Below are 21,902 nucleotides of genomic sequence, written 5' to 3'. Positions count from 1 at the left end.
TATCCGTCAGAGAGCAGCGGCAGGGAACATAAGGAGCTCAACATGCCAAACAAGCAATTGGGAGGCGCAGGGTTGCGGGGGCAGAGTGCTGGCACGACTGCTTTATGTACTGTCGGTAAAACCGGAACCGGGTTAACCTACCGGGGTTACGATATTACAGATCTTGCCAATCATGCGCAGTTTGAAGAAGTGGCGTACCTGCTACTGAAAGGTAAGCTGCCAAACCAACAAGAGTTGGATGCCTACACCACCCACCTGATGCAGTTACGCGGATTGCCGCAGGTACTCAAAGACGTTTTAGAGCGTTTACCCGCCGAAACTCATCCGATGGATGTGATGCGCACCGGCTGCTCGGTACTGGGTAATCTTGAGCCTGAGACTGACTTTTCACAACAATTATCCGCCACTGAACGACTATTAGCCTGCTTCCCGGCGATCATCTGCTACTGGTATCGTTTTAGTCACGATGGGGTGCGAATCAATACGGAAGATCGGTGTGAAGCATCGATCGGGGGCTACTTTCTGAAGATGCTGTCGGACCGCGAACCCGATGAGCTATCTCGTCAAGCGATGCATTGTTCCCTGATTTTATATGCTGAGCATGAATTCAATGCCTCTACATTCAATGCCCGGGTGTGTGCTTCGACGCTATCGGATCTCCACTCCTGTATTACGGGAGCGATTGGCACGCTTCGCGGTCCGTTGCATGGCGGTGCCAATGAAGCGGCAATGGCGATGATTTCACAGTGGCAGACTCCTGAACAGGCAGAAGCCGGTTTATTGGAAAAACTGGCCCGGAAAGAAAAAATCATGGGGTTCGGGCATGCCGTTTATCGGGAATGTGACCCCCGTAATGCATTGATTAAACAGTGGGCGCAACGTCTTTCTCAACAAGTCGGAGATCGCCACCTGTATGCCGTTTCAGAGCGGGTAGAAGCTGTGATGAAACGGGAGAAAGGACTGTTTTGCAATGCCGACTTTTATCATGCTTCCGCTTATCACTTTATGGGAATTCCGACGCCACTGTTTACGCCGATTTTTGTCATCAGTCGTTTGACCGGTTGGGCCGCTCATGTTTTCGAACAGCGGGACAATAACCGGATTATTCGTCCGAGTGCCGATTATCAAGGCCCGGAACATCAGCATTGGATTCCGATTGAACAGCGTTAACCAAGGACAGACTCATGAGTCAGAATGTAGATTTTAATCAACGGCAACAACCCGATGAACTCTTGGTACAAATTGCCGATTATGTCGATCAGCAGCCCATCACGTCACCTGAAGCATATCAGACCGCACGCAATTGCCTGATCGATACGCTGGGCTGTGGCTTGCTCGCATTACGTTTTCCTGAATGTACCAAGCATTTAGGTCCGACCGTGCCGGGAACGACCGTTGTCAATGGTGCCCGGGTGCCGGGGACCTCCCATGAACTGGATCCGGTCACCGCCGCCTTTAACATTGGGTGCATGATTCGCTGGCTGGATTTCAATGACACATGGCTGGCTGCCGAATGGGGCCATCCCTCCGATAATCTGGGAGCCATTCTTGCCACCGCCGATTATCTGAGCCGCGTCGCCGTCTCTCAAGGAAAGCCGCCACTGGTGATGAAAGATGTGTTAACCGCGATGATCAAAGCCCATGAGATTCAAGGTGTTCTGGCCTTGAACAATAGCTTTAACCGGGTCGGGCTAGACCACGTACTTTTGGTACGTGTTGCCTCCGTCGCTGTGGTGACAAAAATGCTTGGCGGCAGTCGGCAACAGATTATTGATGCACTGTCTCAGGCCTGGGTCGATGGCGGGGCATTGCGAACCTATCGTCATGCACCGAATGCCGGTTCCCGCAAATCCTGGGCTGCCGGAGATGCGACTTCCAGAGCGGTTCGGCTGGCGATGATCACCATGAAGGGCGAAATGGGGATCCCGACCGTTCTCTCCGCGCCGCAGTGGGGCTACTATGATGTGCTGTTTAAAGGTAAAGCATTTGAGATCCCCCAACCATTCTCCAGTTATGTGATGGAAAATGTGTTGTTCAAGATATCCTTTCCGGCGGAATTTCATGCGCAGACCGCAGTGGAATGTGCCGTACAATTACATCCGCATGTCCGGGATCGGATCGACGATATTGATCGTATTGAAATGACAACCCATGAGTCGGCGATTCGCATCATCTCCAAAGTGGGTGAACTGGCAAACCCGGCCGACCGTGACCACTGTCTGCAATATATGACGGCCGTACCATTACTGTATGGTGATTTAGTGGCGGAATACTATGAAGACAGTTTCCATCAGCGCGATCCGCGCATTGATCAGCTCCGGGAAAAAATGGTGATTCAGGAAGACCCGCGTTATAGCCGCGAATATCTCGAATCTGATAAACGTTCGATCGCCAATGCCATTCAGGTTTTCTTCCGTGATGGTTCCTGTACCGAAAAAGTTGAGGTGGCGTATCCGATTGGTCATCGCCGGCGCAGAGAAGCCGGGATTCCCATCCTCGAGCAAAAGTTCATCCGTAATTTACAGACCCGTTTTCCTCAGAGTCGTGTTGCAGCGATCACGACACTCTGTCTGGATCAGGCGCGTCTGGAGCGGACACCGGTTGATGAATTTATGGCCTTGTTTGTGATCAATTAATGGGTGATCAACTAATTCGTGACCAATGAATCCGAGATCAATGCATTGGTGATCAACAACGGATGTGAAATTAACTTCCCAAAGTCGCGGGTATCGGTCTGATACCGGCCACTGACAATGGGGGAAATGATGCTTACATATGAACGAGAGTATCAATTTGCCAAAGATTATCCAGAGAGCTTCTGGGGTGAACAGGCAGATAAACTGGATTGGTTCCAGAAACCACAAACCATTCTGAGTGTCGATGAACATCAGATCGAGCGCTGGTTTTCTGATGGGGTGATGAATACTGCATGGATGGCACTGGACTACCACTGTCAGCAAGGGCGGGGTGAACGGACAGCGTTGATTTATGATTCTCCGGCGACGGGGATTCAAAAGCAGTGGAATTATCAGGCGTTACGGGATGATGTGGCGCGTGTCGCAGGCATGTTGGCTGCTCAAGGCGTCACCAAAGGTGATCGGGTGGTACTGTACATGCCGATGATTCCAGAAGCGGTGATGGCCATGTTAGCTTGTGCTCGTCTGGGGGCGATTCACTCGGTCGTATTCGGTGGTTTTGCGCCGAATGAGTTGGCGGTCAGAATCGAAGATGCCGAGCCGAAAGTGCTGATCACGGCCTCATGCGGGATCGAGTTCAATAAAATTATTCCTTATAAGCCGCTGGTTGATAAAGCGATTATGGACAGTCGCTGGAAACCGGAACATGTTATTGTCGTACAACGTCCGGCGCATTCGGCTGAGCTGAATCAAGCCAGAGACCGGGACTGGCAACATCTGTTTGAGGGCGCGATACCGCACGAGTGCGTGCCGGTGCGGGCCACCGACCCGTTATATATCCTTTATACGTCGGGAACGACGGGCAAACCCAAAGGTGTGGTGCGGGATAATGGTGGTCATGCTGTCGCGATGAAGTATTCGATGTCTGCGATCTACAACATGCCGCAAGACGGGGTGTTCTGGGCCGCCTCTGATGTTGGCTGGGTTGTCGGTCACTCCTATATTGTCTATGGGCCGTTGATTCATGGTTGTACGACGATTCTTTATGAAGGTAAACCGGTACGGACACCGGATCCGGGTGCATTTTGGCGAGTTTGTGAACAGTACCATGTCGATGTGCTTTTTTCGGCACCGACGGCGTTCAGAGCGATTAAAAAAGAAGACCCGCACGGAGCATATATCCGGCGTGATGCGCTCCGGTCATTGCAGGCGATCTTTATGGCCGGAGAACGGCTTGATCCGCCGACACTGGAATGGGTTCAGTCCCACACGGATAAACCGGTGATCGATCACTGGTGGCAGACGGAAACCGGCTGGGCCATTGCCGGTAACCCGTTAGGAATTGAAACGATGCCGGTCAAACCGGGGTCATCAACCAAAGCAACACCGGGTTATGTGGTCGAGATCCTCGATGAGCAAGGTGAGCTTCAGGTGTGTGGTCAACAAGGCTATGTCGCTCTGAAGCGGCCGCTGCCGCCCGGTTGTCTGCCGACGATTTGGCGTAATCATGATCGGTTTGAGTCGGGTTATCTCAGTCAGTTTCCCGGTTACTATGTATCCGGTGACGGCGGATATGTCGATGAACAAGGGTATCTGTTTATCATGGGGCGAATCGATGATGTGATTAACGTGGCCGGTCACCGGTTATCGACCGGAGAAATGGAGGAAGTTGTCGGCGCACATCCGGCGGTGGCAGAATGTGCAGTCGTCGGGGTACATGATGAGTTGAAGGGGCAGCTTCCGTTGGGCTTGGTGGTGCTGAAAAATGGCATGAAGGTCGATACCCATCAGTTAGAGCTTGAGTTAGTCGGACAGGTGCGTGACAAAATCGGAGCGATTGCCTGCTTTCACCATGCGGTTGTGGTTGAGCGGCTACCCAAAACGCGTTCAGGTAAGATTCTACGCCGGGTGATTCGGCAGATTGCTGACGGGGAAAACTATACGGTTCCTTCAACCATTGACGATCCACTGAGTCTGTCTGAGCTTGAACAGATATTATTACGTGATGAGAACTCATAATACGATGTGAAATATCACCGGTAAGATAGAGTGATTCATTCTGCTGCAAAAGGGGACGGACAAACGATATCCCTTTTGTGGCTTGATTTCGATGTTATTTTTTTACCTGAGAGTGTGTCAGGTATAAACTAGCCATATTCCTATCTCTTGTCTGAGGCAGCTATGGCTAATATTCGGTTGGCGAAATCGTCGGATCTCCAGGTTCTTGAACTAATGATGTATGAGTTACACAATGAGCATCACTTGGCTTGTCCGCAACACTTCAAGTCGGCACAGGCGGTGATGCAAGAGAAGCGAATTACTGATTATTTAGATTCCCCGGAAGGATTAGTGTTTATCGCTCTTAGTGAACATCACTGTATCGGTTTTGTCTCGGGTCATTTTGCCGATTTAGTTTCTTCCGTCAGCAAACCGGTATTGATGGGCAGTATTGACGAATTTTATGTGTTTCCCTCCTATCGCGGACAGGGGATCGGCAGTCAGCTGTTACAGCGTATAGAGCGAGAATTTGATGACTATGGCGTGCAACAAGTTTTTGTTGAAGTGTGGGATTTTAATCAGCCAGCCATCAAACTCTATCAGAAGCTCGGATTCAGCCACCACATTCACTGTCTGAGAAAGGGAATTCGCTAAAAAACGCCGGAGATAAACCCTCTCCGGCGTTTTGATGGTTCACTCAAATCTATGCCCTTCAGCGATGATTCGTAGGCATTGGCTTAGCTGCGGCGGTGGACTATGTGGCAGATGAGTATTTACGCCAGCACAAACTTTTCAATCGCTTGTGCCACACCGTCTTCATCGTTGCTCGCGGTAATGTAGTCGGCAATTGCTTGGGTTTGCGGCATGGCATTACCCATCGCAATCCCGAGACCTGCATATTCGAGCATGTGATGATCATTTTCGGCATCCCCGATACACATCACCTGTTGTGCCGGAATCCCTAAACGTTCGGCTACCGCCTGAATGCCCAATCCCTTATTACTCTGCGGGTTCAGAAACTCAAGAAAATGAGGTGCGCTTTGCACAATGGTAAATCGTTCGACGACAGCCTGAGGTAAGTTTTTATAGGCTTGAGCCAGCTTTTCCGGTGCATCCACGATCATCGCTTTAATCATCGGATGATCATCATCCAGTGTCTCAAAATCGACTTCATGAATATCGATACCATTGATTTGTGCTTCGAGACGGGTGTATTCAGAGCTTTTCGGTGTAATCAGCCCCAGTTTTTGGCTGAAAGCATGCGTATTGACATTGAGTGCCTGAGCCGTGCGGCCAATCATTTTAACATCGGCAGCGCTGACAACTTGTTGGCGAATGATTTCCCCGGTCAGCACATTTTCGACAAACGATCCGTTGTAATGAACCACATAGTCGTTCTCGCGGTTCAATCCGAGCAGATCAAGATAAGCACGCAGCCCTTCAATCGGCCGACCAGAGGACAAAACGATTTGGACACCTTGGTCTTTGGCTGCTTTTATAGCAGCTTGAGTGCGGGCTGAAACTTGTTTTTGACTGTTTAGCAGGGTGCCATCCATGTCGAGTCCAATCAATTTATACATGCTTTATCACCAGTAACTTCAGAAAATGTGGGACTAAAAATAAAAAGTGGTTTGGGGTTCTGTCCATGGGATGAATCCCCCGAGATGCACCAATATGAGGGAGTTTCCGAACAAATACAAGTATAACCTCAGGTATAATTTGACCTTCTGACAAGCTTCTATTAAGGTCTGCGACTCGCATAATATGACCGCTGAATTAGGATTCATTTTGAGTATTTATAGAGTCAATGAAATCTTTCAAACTATCCAGGGTGAGGGTGTCTTTACTGGGGTGCCTGCTGTTTTTATCCGGTTACAGGGATGCCCGGTGGGATGTGCCTGGTGTGATACCAAGCAGACCTGGGAAACGGAGCCGCAGGATCAACGTGCCGTTGAAGAGATTATCGTTAAAACTCAGGATAATCCGCTTTGGTGTCAAATGAGCGCAGCAGCGATGGTTGATTGCTATCATCAGCAAGGCTATACCGCGAAACATATTGTGATTACCGGCGGAGAACCGTGTCTTTATGATCTGACGACGTTAACCGCAGCTTTTGAAGCTATCGGATGTCAGTGTCAGATTGAAACCAGCGGCACGGCTGAGATTCGGGCATCAGCCCAGACATGGGTGACCGTGTCCCCTAAAATTGCGATGAAAGGTCGCTTGCCTGTACTGGAGAGCGCGCTTCTGCGAGCGAACGAAATAAAGCATCCTGTCGGCACCCGTAAGGATATTGAGCAGCTCGATCATTTACTGCACCAGACTCCGGTTGCCGATGATACAATCATTGCTTTACAACCGATTAGCCAGAAACCACGAGCGACTGAGTTATGTATTGAAGTGTGTATCGAGCGCAATTGGCGTTTATCGATTCAGACGCATAAGTATCTGTGTATTGCCTGAGGAATTGTTATGAAAAAAGCTGTTGTTGTATTCAGTGGCGGACAAGATTCCACCACTTGCCTGGTTGAAGCGCTGCAAACTTATGATGAAGTTCATGCGATTACTTTTGATTATGGACAGCGTCACCGGCTTGAGATTGAGACCGCACGTCAATTAGCGGATCAGTTAGGTGTGAAAGCCCATAAAGTGATGGATGTCGGCTTGCTGAATGAATTAGCGATCAGTTCACTGACACGAGACGATATCCCGGTTTCGCATGAGTTACAGGACAATGGCTTACCCAATTCATTCGTGCCCGGCCGCAATATCCTGTTCCTGACGTTGGCAGGCATTTATGCCTATCAGATTGGAGCTGAATCAGTGATTACCGGTGTGTGTGAAACGGACTTCTCAGGTTATCCGGATTGTCGTAACGAATTTATCCAGACGATGAACCGGGCGCTGGTTCAAGGGATGGATCGAGAGATGAAAATTGTCACACCGCTCATGTGGCTCAATAAAGCAGAAACATGGGCAATGGCCGATCATTATGATGCATTGGCGCTAGTCAGAAGTCAGACACTGACATGTTATAACGGTGTGATAGGGGATGGTTGCGGTGAATGTCCGTCCTGTCACTTAAGACAAGCCGGATTGGATGAATATCTGAACAACCGAGATTTAGTCCAACAAGCCTATTTAGACAAGCGAGCCACGCCGACGCCGCGATAATCACGGGCGATCATGAGTGCTGCTACCATGATGGTCGTGATCGTCATTGTCGCGATAGTCATTGTCGTGTCGTAATGGTTAGAGCGCGATGTGTTGTCATTGACGCTCTGACATCAAAGTCAGTGAGCGGTGAATTTTCTCTGTTCATGCCTCTTTCTCAGTCGCATCCCCACCGGAAAGGTCAGGCACATCTTGCTGAATGGTCAAACTATCCTTCCTGAGTATCTGTTATTTCATCGTCTGACTTGTCATATTTTGAAACAATTTCATGATGTTCGATGGGCAAAATAAAATAACTAACAAAATATTTATTTTCATATCGAGAGGGACTGAATTATAAAAGTGAGTCAAAATATATTTTTATATTAAATCTTGTATCAATAATATCATGGATTACTACATAGCAATTTATAAGCCATCTGGTGGGTGTATAAATATATTGTCGAAAGTCTCGCGCTTATTTAGTGAGATAAAATAACATTGATGGTTTAGACGGGACATATATACGATTATCGAGTTCATGGCGTTATTATTGGTGGTTTTATTCAATTGTTTTTAGCGATGTAGGGCGTTATTTTATATAAACAATAAAGAAAAGCGTCAGTTTAATCAGTCATGTAGTGAACGATTTGACCCATAATCTGAATATTGTCTATTTGGTAATAATACAATTTTCATATTTCGTTATCTGAAATAAGTTGACCTGCTTGCTATATTCATTGCACTGAATATTCATGGGGAGCCCAGATTCGGTTCGATAGCATGATTGTTGCGTGTGACAAGGGTTAGTTGCCGATATCGACAACAAAACCGCTGTGATTTGGGATTGTTTGAGTCATGTCCTCCGTATGAGCCGACCCGGCCCATCAACAGTTGAAATACAGGGGTAGGTAAAAATTATTATTTTTATAATCAAAAAGATATTTATCAAAGGGCATGTAAATATTGAGTGAGTCATATTATAATAATTCATGCATTTAGATTTCATATTGAATCGGTGAATATTATTATTCATAGCATTATAAACAGTATTTCGAATAGAGTTGGATCATCATCTCATTTTTCAATTCATTTATTATTTTTATACAACAAATGATCGGTTATGCATTGTGATGCGTATATTTTCATCCATAATATATTTGCTTGCCTGTTTTATATCGGCTTTATTTATTCTTTGGTTAGAATAAAAATATAGAATGACGGCAGGTGTTAGAAAGTCAAAAAATATTAAATTGTATTCAGTCTGTTGATCGTTGAAAAATTCGCTGTGACCGGTATTTGAGTCACTGGTGATTATTTCATATATGAACATTCTGATTTAATTTTATTTTGTCTTTCATAATTGAATCGAAATGAATGTTAACAAAATTAGCCTATAAAAACGGAAGAGAATATTATGAAATTAACACCTTTATTTGCAGCGTTAATCGCATCAGTTGGTATCAGTAGTCAAGTGGCAATCGCATCGTCACAAGAGCATGCATCTGCAACTCAAGCGCCGACAGTCGCCAGTTGTACACTCCCTGACTGGCTGATCGCTTCAGGAAGTCTCTCGCCATCAACGGTTGTTGCGGGTGGCGAAGTCTCGGTTGTGACGACAGTTGCCACATCTTGTCCGCAGACATCGGGGCCTGCACCAACGTTAGGTATTTTGCTTGCCGATACGAATGGTCAGCCGTTGGGTGTTTTCGGTGAACTTCCGATTGCACTCCCATATGGTTCGAAATATAGCTTCACGCTTCCTATCCCTGAGTCACTTCCTGCAGATGATTATCTGATTGTTTTATATGCTGATTATCGTCAGGTCGTGAAAGAGAGCAATGAGGATAACAACATTGCAGCGGCAAGGCTGACGGTTGTTAACAGTGCGGCAGAAGTGGCTGATGCACAAAAAGAACAGTCTTCGCAACTCAGCATCAGTGGTCCGGTAAGTTATATGGATCGCAGTACCTTGAGTGCCGATATCTTCACCGGGGCTGGCGTACCTGAAATCAAAGGCATGACGGTTCTCGAAGAGGACACCAAAGTTGTAGAAGAGTTACTCAAACGTCATTCAGTCAAATAAGATCTTGATTGATTCCGGGCGAATGATTTCGCCCGGGTTTTGCCGATCGTGAACGTGAAAGCCCGTTCGGTTGATGTTTGCCTCACTCCAACCATGACTCATTTCTGTGTCGTGGCAATGATTATGTAGCCCTTTGACTTACTGAATTAAACGCAAGCCACTCGGCAAGGTTTCACCGAAGATCCGTTTCGAATCACTCTCTGAGACCGCACTCATCTCATCAAGCAGGGCCAACCAGCTTTCCGGTGCTTTACTTTGTTTCAGTTTTACGGACACTGACTCGCGCAGGTCATCGGCAATATCCACTTCCCGATCTCCGGTTTTCCGGGACATCATCATTGCGGCAAAACCGATCATCGGTTCTTGTTTCCAGTCTTGTTGCAGTAATTCCGGCAGCCATTGATTGAGTTGGGCCTTCGGGATCACTTTATGCCGGCTGCCATAGAGTAACACTCTCGACGCCAGACGACCGACAGCCCACCAATGCGCCTGAGCATATTGAGGCTGACTCAAGGCTCGTTTGATAAACCAGTTACCGAGTAAGTTTTTATCTTCTGGTTCGAGATGTTCCAGTGAAGCCGCTAAACGAACCATGGACTCATAGCCTTTGTCTTGAGCGGCTTTCGCCTGTTGACTGTTGTGATGAGCACCGGGATGGAGGTATTTGGCAATATCGGCCAGCAGTGTCTCTTGTTGCGCCTGATTGAGGCCACCGCAGACCCGCCGCCAGAAGGTCCACCAGTCGTTCCAGCTTTGGCGGGTCTGAAACTGAATCCCCTGTTGGTAGAGCGGCCAGACTTGATCAATACGCCATCCGTCGACCGGATCGCCAAATCCCGGACGCAGCGTGAACCCGGCAAACCGTAGCCAGTTATTTTCATGGGCTTCGGAGCGACGGCGTCTTTTTTTACCTTGTGCGAATCGGTCAAATAACTGCCGGTTCGTGGCGATATCCCAATCATCTTTGTCACCGAGCAACCGTGCCAGAGATTTGTTTAAGGTGCGCGGGTTGGCCTGAAGATCACTGTTTTTGTTGCCACTGTATAAGCCAGTAATCAGCTCACCGGCTTGTTCAAGCCCCGGTACATCAGATGATGCGGTGTTTGTATGATGGGCTTGATGACGGATTTCAAATTCTAACTGCCAGCGCTGCTGCTCGTTGCCGACCTGTACACATTCGAGCTTTAAGGTGCCCACCGGTGTCAGCTGGGTAGACAGAAAAACTTCAGCACGCTCTTTTTGATTGGCGGCCAGCGTCTGTTCAGAGGTCCGTTCCAGCGAGGTAATGTAAGGGGGCAGGGGGGAAAACTGTTCCGGTTCTACATCGATCAGCTGCCCGTTTTGAATCGGAGATTCTCCATCAAGGCTATCTTGGCGTGTGGTCAGCAGATTAAAGCGAACTGGCTCGCCGAGCGTGAGCGAAAAGCGGCGACTCGACAAACGGATCTCATGGCCTTCTTCGGTGCCTTTGGCTAATAAACAGATTGCCTGAGCGGATTGCTGTTTACGCTGTTCTAAATGCAGAAAGTAAGAGCGTGCAGCGCCGCCGCCGATTTTGAGCTGTGAGCCCCGGCAGGCTTTGAGATAACCGACCGACCCCAGCGCTACCGCAAAATCGGGGTGAGGGTTGTCGAGGTGAATGACCGGTTGTCCGGTCCAGTCTGACAAAATATCGATCAGCCGCTGCTGGATCAAATCACTGTTGAATACGCCGCCATTGAGCAACAGCCCCAGCGGTGCCGGGGTGTCTTGGGCCGTTCGGGTTAGAGCCGGGTGCTGTGCCAGAAAAGCAGCAATATGTTTGGTAATCGCCGGATCGGCAGCATAAGGCAGGCCGAATTCAAGCACGGCTCCTTTTCTTTGTGCGGGCAGGGTATCAGCCGTGGTATGCGGGAAAAAACCATCTAAGGCGACTTGCTGAACTTGGGTTTTATCAAGGGTAATACTTTGGGTGCCCCCCAGTAATTTTGAACCACTACCCAGTACCGTAATTTTAGCCGACTCGGGGGAGCGTGTTGTGAGGAGACTTTCTTTGGTTTTGCGCGTTTGCTGGATCAGTTTGCTCAGGCGGGCGGTGGTTAACTTCTGGCGTTGCTGCGTCAACTGTTGCTCGGCAAGATGGGCCAGTGCCAGATCGATATTATCGCCCCCCAGCATCAGGTGTTCTCCGACTCCGACCCGATCTAATTGCAATGTATCCTGTACTAATGTGGCGGCAATCAGACTGAGATCGGTTGTGCCGCCCCCGACATCACAAATCAGAATGGCAGAGACATCTTTGAGTCGGGCTGTTGCTTGTGCCTGATAACAGTTATACCAGTCATAACAAACCGCCTGTGGTTCCTCAAGGAGTCTGACATGAGGTAATCCCGCCAGCGAAGCTGCTTCTAAGGTAAGCTTGCGGGCGCTTTCATCAAATGAAGCCGGGACGGTGACAACGATGTCCTGTTGTTCGAGCGGGTCAGCCGGATGATGATAGTTCCACGCCTGACGAATATGATTGAGATAACTGGCACTGGCGATCAGGGGGGAAACTTTCTCGACATCCTGCGCGGCTGACCAGGGCAGAATTGCATCGTAGCGATCAACCGCCGGATGCGATAACCAGCTTTTGGCACTGACGACCTGACGCCCTTCGACTTGCGCGCCCAGCTCCCGCGCCCATTCACCGATAATCACCGGGGTGAAATCCCCGGCAACAGGCTGATGTGTCCAAGGCAAAGAGGCATCGGTCGGATGATATTGCCCGGCTGCGGGATGAAACCGGAATGAGGGCAGGGTTGGTTTCCGGGCGACTTCTCCCGGGCCGATCAGCTGATCAATGTCAAACAATTGAATCGGACAATCGGATAAATCGGGGCCGTTTTCACAATAGGCGACAACCGTATTGGTTGTGCCTAAATCGATGCCGACTAAATAATGTTGGGTCGCCATAGTTATCCTTCGCGTACATCAAACTCAACATGCCAGGTTTGGCCGTTATCCGTGGCAATCGCTTCCAGATACAGGGTGCCCACTTCGGTTACCCGGGCGGCAAGGGTTACGGGCACAATCTGACCGTTTTGGCGGCCTTCGGTGACCGGTAAAGTCACCTGAATTTCAGGGAGTTCCTGTAATTCATCCGCAGACCAAGTCTCGAGATGTGTCCCTGCGGCGTCTTCACGTCGCACGGTAGAACCGAAGAACTGGAAGTTGACCGGCTGACCGATCACCAAGCCAAATTCACGCTGACTGATGGCAACACTCGCGCCTTCTTCCATACCGAAGGGAGCAACACACATCGCTTCCAGCGGGGGAGCCATCCCCGGAATCGCGGGCATGGCACTTTCAATCCCGACATAATAAGCACTGGCTAATCCACCGCGAATTTTGACGCCGCTGCCCTGACGGACGGCACCGTAATATGCAGCGCCCTGAGACACCGCCAGATCAAGATTAATCCCGGTCAGGGTGCGGGCGGATTCAGCGCCGGCATCGGTCAGCCAGCGGTTGATGGTTGCCAGTAATCGCTCTGCAAGTAGTGTTGATTTGAGCACTCCGCCATTAAGTAAAATTGCACTGGGTTGGATAAACGCCGGTGTTTCGGGGGGATCCATTCCGGGAATTGTGCCAAATGCCATCATCGGATCGGCATCGGTAGTGCCTCCCGCTTGTTTGGTTAAAAATGCGGCAATGTGGCGGGTAATGCCGGCATCTTGTGCATAGGGCAGTCCCATTTGGGTCAGAGCGCCACGGGCGCGTTGCTGAGGCAATTCATCGATACCGACTTGAGGGAAGAAGCCATCAACCAGCGTCTGGCGGACTTCTTGCTGGGTGAGTTCGGTTTTTAATGTTGCACCAAACAGTTTTGAGCTGCGGCTCGGTACAATAATCGGCACCGCGGCGAGGTCGGTATCATGAAGCAAGGCTTCTTTGGCATCGCGGCAAGCGTGCGTCATTGCCTGAATTTGCCATGCTTGCAGCGTTTGACCATTTTGTGCCAGCTTCATTTTCAAACGATAAGCCAGGGCGAGATCCATATTGTCACCGCCCAGCAGAATATGCTCACCAACGGCAACTCGCTCTAAAACTAACTGACCGTCATTTTCTTTGACTTCGACCAGCGACAGGTCGGTTGTGCCACCCCCGATATCGACCACCAGCACCACATCACCGACTGTGACGCGGTCACGCCATGCTTCACCATTGGCATCAATCCAGTTGTAGAGTGCGGCCTGCGGTTCTTCGAGCAGTGTCCGGCGGCTCAGACCGACGTTTTTGGCGGCTTCTGCGGTCAAATCACGGGCGGCGGGATCAAATGACGCCGGAATGGTAATCGTGACATCCTGCTCCGCTAAGGGGAATTCTGGGAACTGGTGGTTCCAAGCGTTTTGTAAGTGCTCGAGATACAATTCGCTGGCCTGTAGCGGCGACAGTTTACTAACATCATCCGGGCTGCCAGCCGGCAGAAATGCATCACGGCGATTGATGCCGCCATGACAGAGCCAGGATTTGGCACTGGCGATGAGGCGAATCGGGGTTTTACTGCCCAAATTGCGGGCGATTGCACCAACCAGCGCCTGAGGTTCATCACTCCAGGGAAGAATCCGGGCGCTGGAAGACATTTCATGCTCATGGGGCTGATAAACAAATGAGCCTAACTGAGGCAGGGATTCAACCGTGCCCGGCGCGGTCATTTGCGGGATCGACAATACTGTCACTTGTGGGGTTTCTGCATGCATATCCACATAAGACAGCACGCTGTGAGTGGTGCCGAGATCGATGCCGACACAGTAACGCGCATGTTGTTCCATTACAGCTCTACCTCTGCCGGCGCGACAATCGAGACATCATAGTCCGGCGCGATTTGAGGAAGGTTGATTGCTGTGACCTGCCAGCCTTTGTGCACCAGCAGTCCCTGATAAGGGGCTTGACCGGTGACATGGCCTGTCAGTCGAATGGCCTGCGGATTAAAATCGGCTGCAACGGTGATCCGGGTTTCTTCTGCTTCATCGCGAATCGGTTGCAGATGCAAATAGTCATCCAGCACTTTTTTTCCACCGCTATGGATCACCCGAGCTGCCGCACCGACCTCTTCATCAGAGTAATGGATAATCTCTTCATTGAGAAAATCGATCAGGCGGGCTTCTTTCTGCAACAGGGCAAGGAGTTGTAATGCAGCGTCGGTTGATGCGGTGGCCAGTTTAGATTCGACAACTTTCTCGACAACTTTTTCTACTTCAACGACTTTTTCCACCTCGACAATCTTTTCAACCGGTTTTTCAACGATTTTTTCGACTGGCTTCTCAACAATTTTCTCAACCACGGTTGCCCGGCGGCTGATCACGACAATCAATAGAATGATGGCACACAGGGCCAGAATGGCATGAAGCATGTCGAAACTGGTCGGCATGGTGTTTAGATCGAAGGTCATATGCAATTCTCTGCTACATTAAAAAATAATGGCGCAAATATTAACACAAAAGGCCATAAGTCCATGTATCAGGCATTGGATTTACAGCCATCAGACGCTTGTTCGCTGAATATTTGTGCATCCTGTTCTCGGGGGTGTATCCGGGATTCGCTTTTTGTGATGATTCGATTATGATCACCGGTTTGAGCGAAAGACGGGATAGATAGGTTATGAACTGCAATCGTGTGGTCTGTTTCGATCTGGAAATGTGCTGCTGGCATGAAAACGGGGTCGGGACAACCGGAGAAATTATTGAAATCGGTTTGGCAGAAATCGCACTGGATCAGGGAAAAATCGTCAAAAGAGCCCAGTATTATGTTCAGCCGGAACAGGATGAAGTGTCGCTGTTTTGTGCCGAATTGACCGGTATCACGCCGCGCAAACTAGAAAAACAGGGGCGGCCACTGGCAGACGTGATTCAATCGATGATCAAAAACTTTGGCTCAACCAATAAAGTTTATCTGGCGTGGGGCAGAGATGATCTGATCTTACGGCAAGAGTGTGAACAAAAAGGGATTGCGTCACCGATTCATGAGTTTATTAATCTGGCAACCTTGTATCGGATTCAGCATCGAATGAAAGAACGTCGCATCGGACACCGGACGGCTCAAGAAGCGGCAGGAATCGCATGGGAAGGACGCCAGCATTCCGGTTATGTTGACGCCTATAATCTCGCGAAACTGGCATTGACCATGTTATAGGTTTCTCACAGGGTCGCGACGGCAACCAGAATCACACTGCCGACGATCATGCTGCCACCGATCCATTGTTGCAATGTCATCTGTTCATTAAAACGCCGTTTGGAAAAATATAGCGTCCCGAGAATTTCGATTTGTCCCAGCGTTTTGACCAGTGCCGGATTGATCAGGGCAAATCCGGTAAACCAACCAATCGATCCCAGTGAGCTGAGAATCCCGACTTTAGTGCTGAGCCGGAAAGAGCGCTTTACTGGCGCGAAGCAATCACGGCTGCGATAAATTTGCAGGCTACACAGAAGCACGGATTGTAAGGCGAGCACATACCAGATAGTCACGCCTGCACTGGTAATAATCGAGCCTTGCAGTGAATGGCTTGCCAGTGACGCTGTCACCGATGTGACGGCAAAACACAAGCCGCTGCCCAATCCGGCAAGCAGTGATATATCTTTGTGCATATGTCGTAAATTGCTCAGTCGTACACTCATCACTAACGTGCCGATCACCCCGAGTGCAATCCCGCTCCACGCGGTGAAATTCAATGAATTATGCAGTAGCGGGATCCCGATCAGCGCTGCCAGAACCGCTTCGGTTTTCGCCAGCAGAGTTCCCAAAGCAAAACTGCCGGACTGAAACACCCGGAGCATCAGATAAGTCGCGAGGATTTGCGCAATCGCACAGACCGATGCATAGCCCAGAAACAGCCCGAGAGAAGGCCATGTGACGGCACCGATAACATGCCAGCAAATGAATAGATAGACACTCACGAGCGGTAAGCCATATAACGAGCGGGCCATCGTTGCGTGTAAAAATCCTTGCTCTTGAGAGAGCGTTTTTTGATAAGCGGTTCGGAGAGATTGGCAAGTTGCCGCAAAGAGGGTCACAAGAATCCACATCTTCAGGAATCCTTCTTTTATAAGGAAAAGAAAAAAAGAAAAAGCAGCATAGCGCCTGTTGCTGCTTTTGTAAAAAGAATCATTCTTGAGTAAAACGATTACGCTATCGAGGGGGAACCGCCCTCAAGGCTGAGAAAAATCTGACGACGTTCTCAGCCTCCCGGCGCTTAGGGGTTGTCGCTGATTCAGTTTATTCAGCGAGCAGACTGCCCCACAGATCATATTCGTCAGCATGTTCAATCGTGACCGTGACCAAATCTCCCGGCTTGACTCGGGTTTCACCGTTGAGATAAACCACACCATCGATTTCCGGGGCATCAGCATAAGTACGGCCAATCGCACCTTCCTGATCGACTTCGTCAATCAGTACTTGCATCTGATGACCGATACGCTCTTGTAGCTTGGCGGTACTGATAGCTTGTTGTAATGCCATAAAGCGCTCATAGCGGTCTTGTTTGACGGATTCTGGCACCTGCTCAGCCAGCTCATTAGCGGTTGCACCTTCAACCGGTGAATATTTAAAACAGCCGACGCGATCAAGTTGTGCCGCTTGCAGCCAATCCAATAAGATTTGGAAATCTTCTTCTGTTTCTCCGGGGAAGCCGACGATAAAGGTGGAACGAATCACCAGCTGCGGACAGATTTCACGCCACTTATGAATCCGTTCCAGCGTACGTTCGGCCTGACCGGGACGTTTCATCATTTTCAGAACACGCGGGCTGGCATGTTGGAACGGAATGTCGAGGTAGGGCAGAATTTTTCCTGCTGCCATCAATGGAATGATGTCATCCACATGCGGATAAGGATAGACATAATGCAGTCTGACCCAAATGCCTAATTGACTCAGTTGTTCACTCAGCGCTTTGATATTTTGTTTCACCGGCGTCCCGTTTGAGAACCCCAGACTGTGTTTGGTATCGACACCATAGGCACTGGTATCCTGACTGATCACCAGTAACTCTTTCACGCCAGCGTTTTTCAGCCGTTCCGCTTCACCCATGATTTCACCGACCGGGCGGCTGACTAACTGACCGCGCATGGAAGGGATAATACAGAACGTACAGCGATGGTTGCAGCCTTCTGAGATTTTCAGATAAGCGTAGTGTTTCGGTGTGAGTTTGACGCCGTGATCCGGTACCAGACTGATATAGGGGTTGTGGGTTGGGCGAGGCACAAACTGATGCACATGTTCGAGTACATTTTCGTAAGCGTGCGGGCCGGTAATCCCTAACACATTCGGGTGCACTTCCCGGATTTCATCTTCCCGGGCGCCGAGACATCCGGTCACGATGACTTTGCCATTTTCATTGAGCGCTTCACCAATCGCATCCAGTGATTCCTGAACAGCACTGTCAATAAAACCACAGGTATTGACGATGACAAGATCCGCATTCTGATACTGGCCGACAATGTCATATCCTTCGGTGCGTAACTGGGTCAGAATGCGCTCGGAATCAACCAGATTCTTCGGGCATCCGAGAGAGACAAATCCGATTTTGTTGCCTGACACCGATTGATTCATGGTTTCTTGCTGCGTCAGCGTCTTCTGCGCTGTATCCAGAGTCGTGGTTTGATTTGGCGTATAAGTATTGACTGTCATTGCTTTATTTTGCTACCTAATCGTCTGTTATCGATGGTCATCGCTGTCACACTGCGATGTGACCAATCACGGTTCAAATCGTGGCTTTCTATGGATTCTGAATGAGCGGAAAATCCACCGTATTGTCATCCAGTGATCAAAGGGGACACATTATAACGGACGTGTAGAAATTGAACAGAAGAAGTCGCTTCGGTTGTCCGACTTCTGTCCGTTGATAAATATCGGTGGATGGCATTGATCGTGATAAGAATGTGGCCATCAATCACGGGCGATAACGCGCCAAGGTATGACACGCTAAGATTTATGCTCGGTGACACTTAATTTTGCCCGGATGAATTCACTGTGATCGACATATAGCAGTTCTGCGGTTTTACGAATCACTGCATCTTCAAACGGATCGATATAGTTATCGGCATTGGCAACTTCCCACATCGCGTGAATCAGTTCAAAACGTCTTTCCTGCGATAACGTTCTCAGTTGAGATGTAAAATCATAGAGGGAAGCCGATTCTTTGACTTGTTGTGCTGCCTGCTTTAACAGATTGTCAGCTTCAGGTTGAGTTAACTGACACAGTTTGATCAGCAGCTGAGTTTGCGCATCTTTTTCTGGCTGAGAGATATCGTGATCAGCACCGGATACTTCCGTCAGCAGGCAAGCAATAGCCAGTTGCGGACTGTCTTCATGATGACCGAGATCCTGACCTTCAAGGAGTTCTTTAAAAAGCGATGTAATGGTATTAAACATATTTTCCTCACAGAAGCGCTTGATTATCAGCCGTAAGAAATATCATAGGATCATGCGAAAATAAATGTGATCCCGTCGATATTGATTGTTTTATAGCCAAGTGGATTTGGGCAAGGTCAGCAATGTCATCCTAAATCATGTCATCTGACGCAATATCATCCGGTCGGTTGGTCACGGTTGACAAGGTACGTCACGGTTAACAAGGTACATTGAAGCCTCTTTTTTTATTTTGACCACCGGCGGGCGATCCGGTTCATTTTCAGCGTTTCCGACATCGGTAGCTGGTTTACTGTATCGAGGATGACAACGGGAAGTCTAGGGTGGTACCTAAATGGGAATAATTCTCAATCATATATCAGTTGACGAAGACCGTGATCTTGGATTAATTTAGAGTGACTAGTCACTCTAAAGATATTGTTTTTGATGAACACCAAGAAACTTCAGCTTATTGAAGCTGCGATTCGTTTGTTTGCGCAAGAGGGCGTCGGGGTCTCAACGGCGGCCATCGCCAAAGAAGCCGGTGTTTCCAATGGCACGCTGTTTAATCATTTTGAAACCAAGCAAATGCTGATTGATGATGTTTATCTCTTCATTAAACGCAATATGGCAGATGTGATCTTGAGCCATGTCGATTTCTCTGCTTCAGTCCGCGATGTCTGTTTTACCCAATGGCTGACTTTTGCCAATTGGTCCTATGACCATTTGACAGAATATCGGGCTTTGGATGTGTTGAATTCTTCTCAACTATTAGGTGAAACCGCACGTCAATATGCAGAAGAGCTATGGGAGCCGATGATCGAAAAACTGAGTGATGCTCAGGAGAACGGCATCCTGCATCCGTTGCCGCCTGAATTGCTATGTATCAATGCACAAAGTTATCTGCATTCGCTCGTGGTTTATACCAATCGCAAGCAATATTCACGGCATGAGATGGAAATGATATTTCGGGAGGCATTTCGTGTGTATTGGCGCGGAATTGCAACGTCTTTATCCAGTGTAGATGAGATCAATTAAATCATGTATCGCATTGACCGAAAATCACCGGTATTGGTAACCGGCGCCACAGGATATGTGGCGGGATGGCTGATTAAACGCTTACTTGAATCCGGCGTGACAGTACACGCGACGGTTCGGAATGTGCAGGATCAGGACAAACTCAAACATCTCAATCGGATTGCCCGGACTGCGCCGGGCACCATTCGCTATTTTCAGGCTGATTTACTCGATGACGGCTCTTACGCCGAGGCCATGCAAGACTGTCGGGTGGTTTTTCATACCGCGTCACCATTTCGACTGTTGGTCGATGATCCGCAAAATGAACTGATTGCGCCTGCCGTTCAGGGGACACGAAATGTTTTGACGCAAGCGACGTTAACCCCTTCGGTGCAACGGGTTGTGCTGACCAGCAGTTGTGCCGCCATTTATGGCGACAACGCCGATTTGTCTGATTTAGAGCATGGTGTGGTGACAGAAGAAGTCTGGAACCGTTCCAGCTCTCTGAATCATAATCCATATTCTTATTCCAAAACCGAAGCTGAAAAAGAAGCATGGTGTATCGCGCAGAATCAAAAGCAATGGACGTTGGTTGTCATTAATCCTTCTTTAGTCATGGGACCTTCGATTAATCCTCATATGACCTCTGAAAGTTTTCATATCATTCGTCAGATGGGGGATGGCACCATGAAAGCCGGTGTGCCGGACTGGGGGATAGGTGTGGTGGATGTCCGGGATGTCGCTGAAGCGCACCTCTCTGCCGCCTATACCGCCCATGCGCAAGGTCGGTATATTATCTCCGGTTACAATACGACTTTCCTTGAAATGGCCCGACAACTCCAGCCCAAGTATGGCAAGCATTATCCCTTGCCGAAACGGGTGCTGCCGAAGTTTCTGGTCTGGCTCGTGGGGCCGATGCTCAACCCGGCAATGACCCGAAAAACGATTGCACAGAATGTGGGGTACACCTGGAAAGGCAACAATACCAAAAGTATTGGCGAACTAGGGCTTAAATACCGGCCGCTGTCGGTGACGATGAATGATTTCTTTGCTCAGTTGATTGAAACAGGGCAACTGGAGCGCTAGCCCCACATGCCGCTGACAGGGGATTAAATGTCTTGATCGCTTTCCTGTAAACGACTTTCTTGCAGACTGAGCTGTTCAAGCATCTCGACAACATCGGATGAAGAGTGCTCGTGGGCATAAAGAATCAGAGCCAGAATGGCATCTCGCTTATGTTCCAGCGGGGCTTTTTCGAGAAAGATCTGCATGATATGACTTTTTAGCAGTGTCAGTTCATGGTCGACGAATCCTCTGCCTTCTTCTTCACCCTCAATCTCTTCCGGGGCATTATCAAACTGACAAAATAACAAATCGTCGAGATAGGAGACCTGTAATAAACGCTCCGGTAGCCACGTTTCTCCGGTCACGATTTCCGGATCATTGGGCAGGGCATTAAGTATATGAATGAATTCAGAAGCTTTCACGTTATCTAAGGTCTCATCCTGCATGTCTGACATCAAACGAAATATACATCAAAAATGGTAAGCCTGCATCAGATTGGATTGAGAACTGTCTGGTCAGACGGGTGATGAAAATCAAGGAGTTTTTGGTGTCATGGCCTGACAGTGATACAATCCGGCCAGTTT

The 21,902-nt window shown here is 48.9% G+C and carries 18 protein-coding genes; 10 read left to right on the top strand and 8 right to left on the bottom strand.

Annotated features, from left to right (window positions below; all coding sequences use genetic code 11):
• Positions 1 to 42: 42 nt before the first annotated feature.
• The 4 genes from prpC to OCV37_RS07965 all read left to right on the top strand — a co-directional run bounded on the left by prpC (position 43) and on the right by OCV37_RS07965 (position 5,288).
• Positions 43 to 1,170, top strand: coding sequence for a bifunctional 2-methylcitrate synthase/citrate synthase (gene prpC, locus OCV37_RS07980; RefSeq protein WP_038179793.1), 1,128 nt, complete (start codon positions 43 to 45; stop codon positions 1,168 to 1,170).
• 14 nt (positions 1,171 to 1,184) lie between these two features.
• The gene (locus tag OCV37_RS07975; protein WP_038179794.1) at positions 1,185 to 2,636 is read left to right on the top strand and encodes a bifunctional 2-methylcitrate dehydratase/aconitate hydratase; all 1,452 of its coding nucleotides are present in this window, start codon (positions 1,185 to 1,187) and stop codon (positions 2,634 to 2,636) included.
• 129 nt (positions 2,637 to 2,765) lie between these two features.
• The gene (locus OCV37_RS07970; protein ID WP_038179842.1) at positions 2,766 to 4,655 is read left to right on the top strand and encodes a propionyl-CoA synthetase; all 1,890 of its coding nucleotides are present in this window, start codon (positions 2,766 to 2,768) and stop codon (positions 4,653 to 4,655) included.
• Positions 4,656 to 4,817: 162 nt separating this feature from the next.
• A complete protein-coding gene (locus OCV37_RS07965; protein ID WP_038179795.1) occupies positions 4,818 to 5,288 on the top strand; it encodes a GNAT family N-acetyltransferase in 471 nt (156 codons plus the stop codon).
• Positions 5,289 to 5,407: 119 nt separating this feature from the next.
• Here OCV37_RS07965 and OCV37_RS07960 read toward each other — a convergent pair whose 3' ends face one another.
• Positions 5,408 to 6,214 carry a Cof-type HAD-IIB family hydrolase gene (locus OCV37_RS07960; protein WP_038179796.1) on the bottom strand — a complete coding sequence of 269 codons (807 nt, stop codon included), beginning with the start codon at positions 6,212 to 6,214 and terminating at the stop codon, positions 5,408 to 5,410.
• Positions 6,215 to 6,428: 214 nt separating this feature from the next.
• Here OCV37_RS07960 and queE point away from each other — a divergent pair, with 214 nt between their 5' ends.
• From queE to OCV37_RS07945, 3 genes are all read left to right on the top strand, one after another.
• Positions 6,429 to 7,097: a 7-carboxy-7-deazaguanine synthase QueE gene (gene queE, locus OCV37_RS07955; protein ID WP_038179843.1), complete on the top strand. Its 669-nt coding sequence runs from the start codon at positions 6,429 to 6,431 to the stop codon at positions 7,095 to 7,097.
• A 9-nt stretch (positions 7,098 to 7,106) separates the two neighbouring features.
• The gene (gene queC / locus OCV37_RS07950) at positions 7,107 to 7,808 is read left to right on the top strand and encodes a 7-cyano-7-deazaguanine synthase QueC (RefSeq protein ID WP_038179798.1); all 702 of its coding nucleotides are present in this window, start codon (positions 7,107 to 7,109) and stop codon (positions 7,806 to 7,808) included.
• A 1,396-nt stretch (positions 7,809 to 9,204) separates the two neighbouring features.
• On the top strand, positions 9,205 to 9,873 hold the full coding sequence (locus OCV37_RS07945) for a hypothetical protein (RefSeq protein WP_038179802.1): 669 nt from the start codon (positions 9,205 to 9,207) through the stop codon (positions 9,871 to 9,873).
• Positions 9,874 to 10,011: 138 nt separating this feature from the next.
• Here the strand turns inward: OCV37_RS07945 and OCV37_RS07940 are convergent, their stop codons facing one another.
• From OCV37_RS07940 to OCV37_RS07930, 3 genes are read right to left on the bottom strand one after another with little or no spacing between them, the layout of a single operon-like run.
• Positions 10,012 to 12,807 carry an Hsp70 family protein gene (locus OCV37_RS07940; RefSeq protein WP_038179804.1) on the bottom strand — a complete coding sequence of 932 codons (2,796 nt, stop codon included), beginning with the start codon at positions 12,805 to 12,807 and terminating at the stop codon, positions 10,012 to 10,014.
• Positions 12,808 to 12,809: 2 nt separating this feature from the next.
• The gene (locus tag OCV37_RS07935; RefSeq protein WP_038179806.1) at positions 12,810 to 14,666 is read right to left on the bottom strand and encodes an Hsp70 family protein; all 1,857 of its coding nucleotides are present in this window, start codon (positions 14,664 to 14,666) and stop codon (positions 12,810 to 12,812) included.
• On the bottom strand, positions 14,666 to 15,286 hold the full coding sequence (locus tag OCV37_RS07930; protein WP_038179808.1) for a DUF2760 domain-containing protein: 621 nt from the start codon (positions 15,284 to 15,286) through the stop codon (positions 14,666 to 14,668). The genes OCV37_RS07935 and OCV37_RS07930 overlap by 1 nt, the downstream gene beginning before the upstream one ends.
• A 209-nt stretch (positions 15,287 to 15,495) precedes the next feature.
• Here OCV37_RS07930 and OCV37_RS07925 point away from each other — a divergent pair, with 209 nt between their 5' ends.
• Positions 15,496 to 16,026 (top strand): 3'-5' exonuclease, encoded by a 531-nt coding sequence (locus OCV37_RS07925; RefSeq protein WP_038179810.1) that lies wholly within the window; start codon positions 15,496 to 15,498, stop codon positions 16,024 to 16,026.
• 5 nt (positions 16,027 to 16,031) lie between these two features.
• On the opposite strand, the gene OCV37_RS07920 is transcribed toward OCV37_RS07925, so the two are convergent.
• From OCV37_RS07920 to OCV37_RS07910, 3 genes are all read right to left on the bottom strand, one after another.
• Entirely contained in the window at positions 16,032 to 16,916 is an 885-nt protein-coding gene (locus OCV37_RS07920) for a DMT family transporter (RefSeq protein ID WP_038179811.1), read from the bottom strand.
• A gap of 190 nt (positions 16,917 to 17,106) precedes the next feature.
• Positions 17,107 to 18,516 carry a 30S ribosomal protein S12 methylthiotransferase RimO gene (gene rimO / locus OCV37_RS07915; RefSeq protein ID WP_038179813.1) on the bottom strand — a complete coding sequence of 470 codons (1,410 nt, stop codon included), beginning with the start codon at positions 18,514 to 18,516 and terminating at the stop codon, positions 17,107 to 17,109.
• Positions 18,517 to 18,810: 294 nt separating this feature from the next.
• Complete coding sequence (locus tag OCV37_RS07910) at positions 18,811 to 19,260, bottom strand: tellurite resistance TerB family protein (RefSeq protein ID WP_038179814.1); 450 nt, start codon at positions 19,258 to 19,260, stop codon at positions 18,811 to 18,813.
• A gap of 423 nt (positions 19,261 to 19,683) precedes the next feature.
• Between OCV37_RS07910 and OCV37_RS07905 the strand changes: the two genes are divergently transcribed.
• Positions 19,684 to 20,274 (top strand): TetR/AcrR family transcriptional regulator, encoded by a 591-nt coding sequence (locus OCV37_RS07905; RefSeq protein WP_051680444.1) that lies wholly within the window; start codon positions 19,684 to 19,686, stop codon positions 20,272 to 20,274.
• 3 nt (positions 20,275 to 20,277) lie between these two features.
• The gene (locus OCV37_RS07900) at positions 20,278 to 21,339 is read left to right on the top strand and encodes an NAD-dependent epimerase/dehydratase family protein (protein ID WP_038179816.1); all 1,062 of its coding nucleotides are present in this window, start codon (positions 20,278 to 20,280) and stop codon (positions 21,337 to 21,339) included.
• Between the two features lie 23 nt (positions 21,340 to 21,362).
• Here OCV37_RS07900 and OCV37_RS07895 read toward each other — a convergent pair whose 3' ends face one another.
• Positions 21,363 to 21,740, bottom strand: a complete 378-nt coding sequence (locus OCV37_RS07895) for a VC1380 family protein (protein ID WP_038179847.1) — start codon at positions 21,738 to 21,740, stop codon at positions 21,363 to 21,365.
• Positions 21,741 to 21,902: the final 162 nt, after the last annotated feature.

The organism is Vibrio rhizosphaerae (genome assembly GCF_024347095.1).
Lineage (GTDB): Bacteria > Pseudomonadota > Gammaproteobacteria > Enterobacterales > Vibrionaceae > Vibrio > Vibrio rhizosphaerae.
The sequence above is the reverse complement of the archived record's forward strand: the minus strand, read 5'-3'. Positions and strand labels throughout refer to the sequence as shown.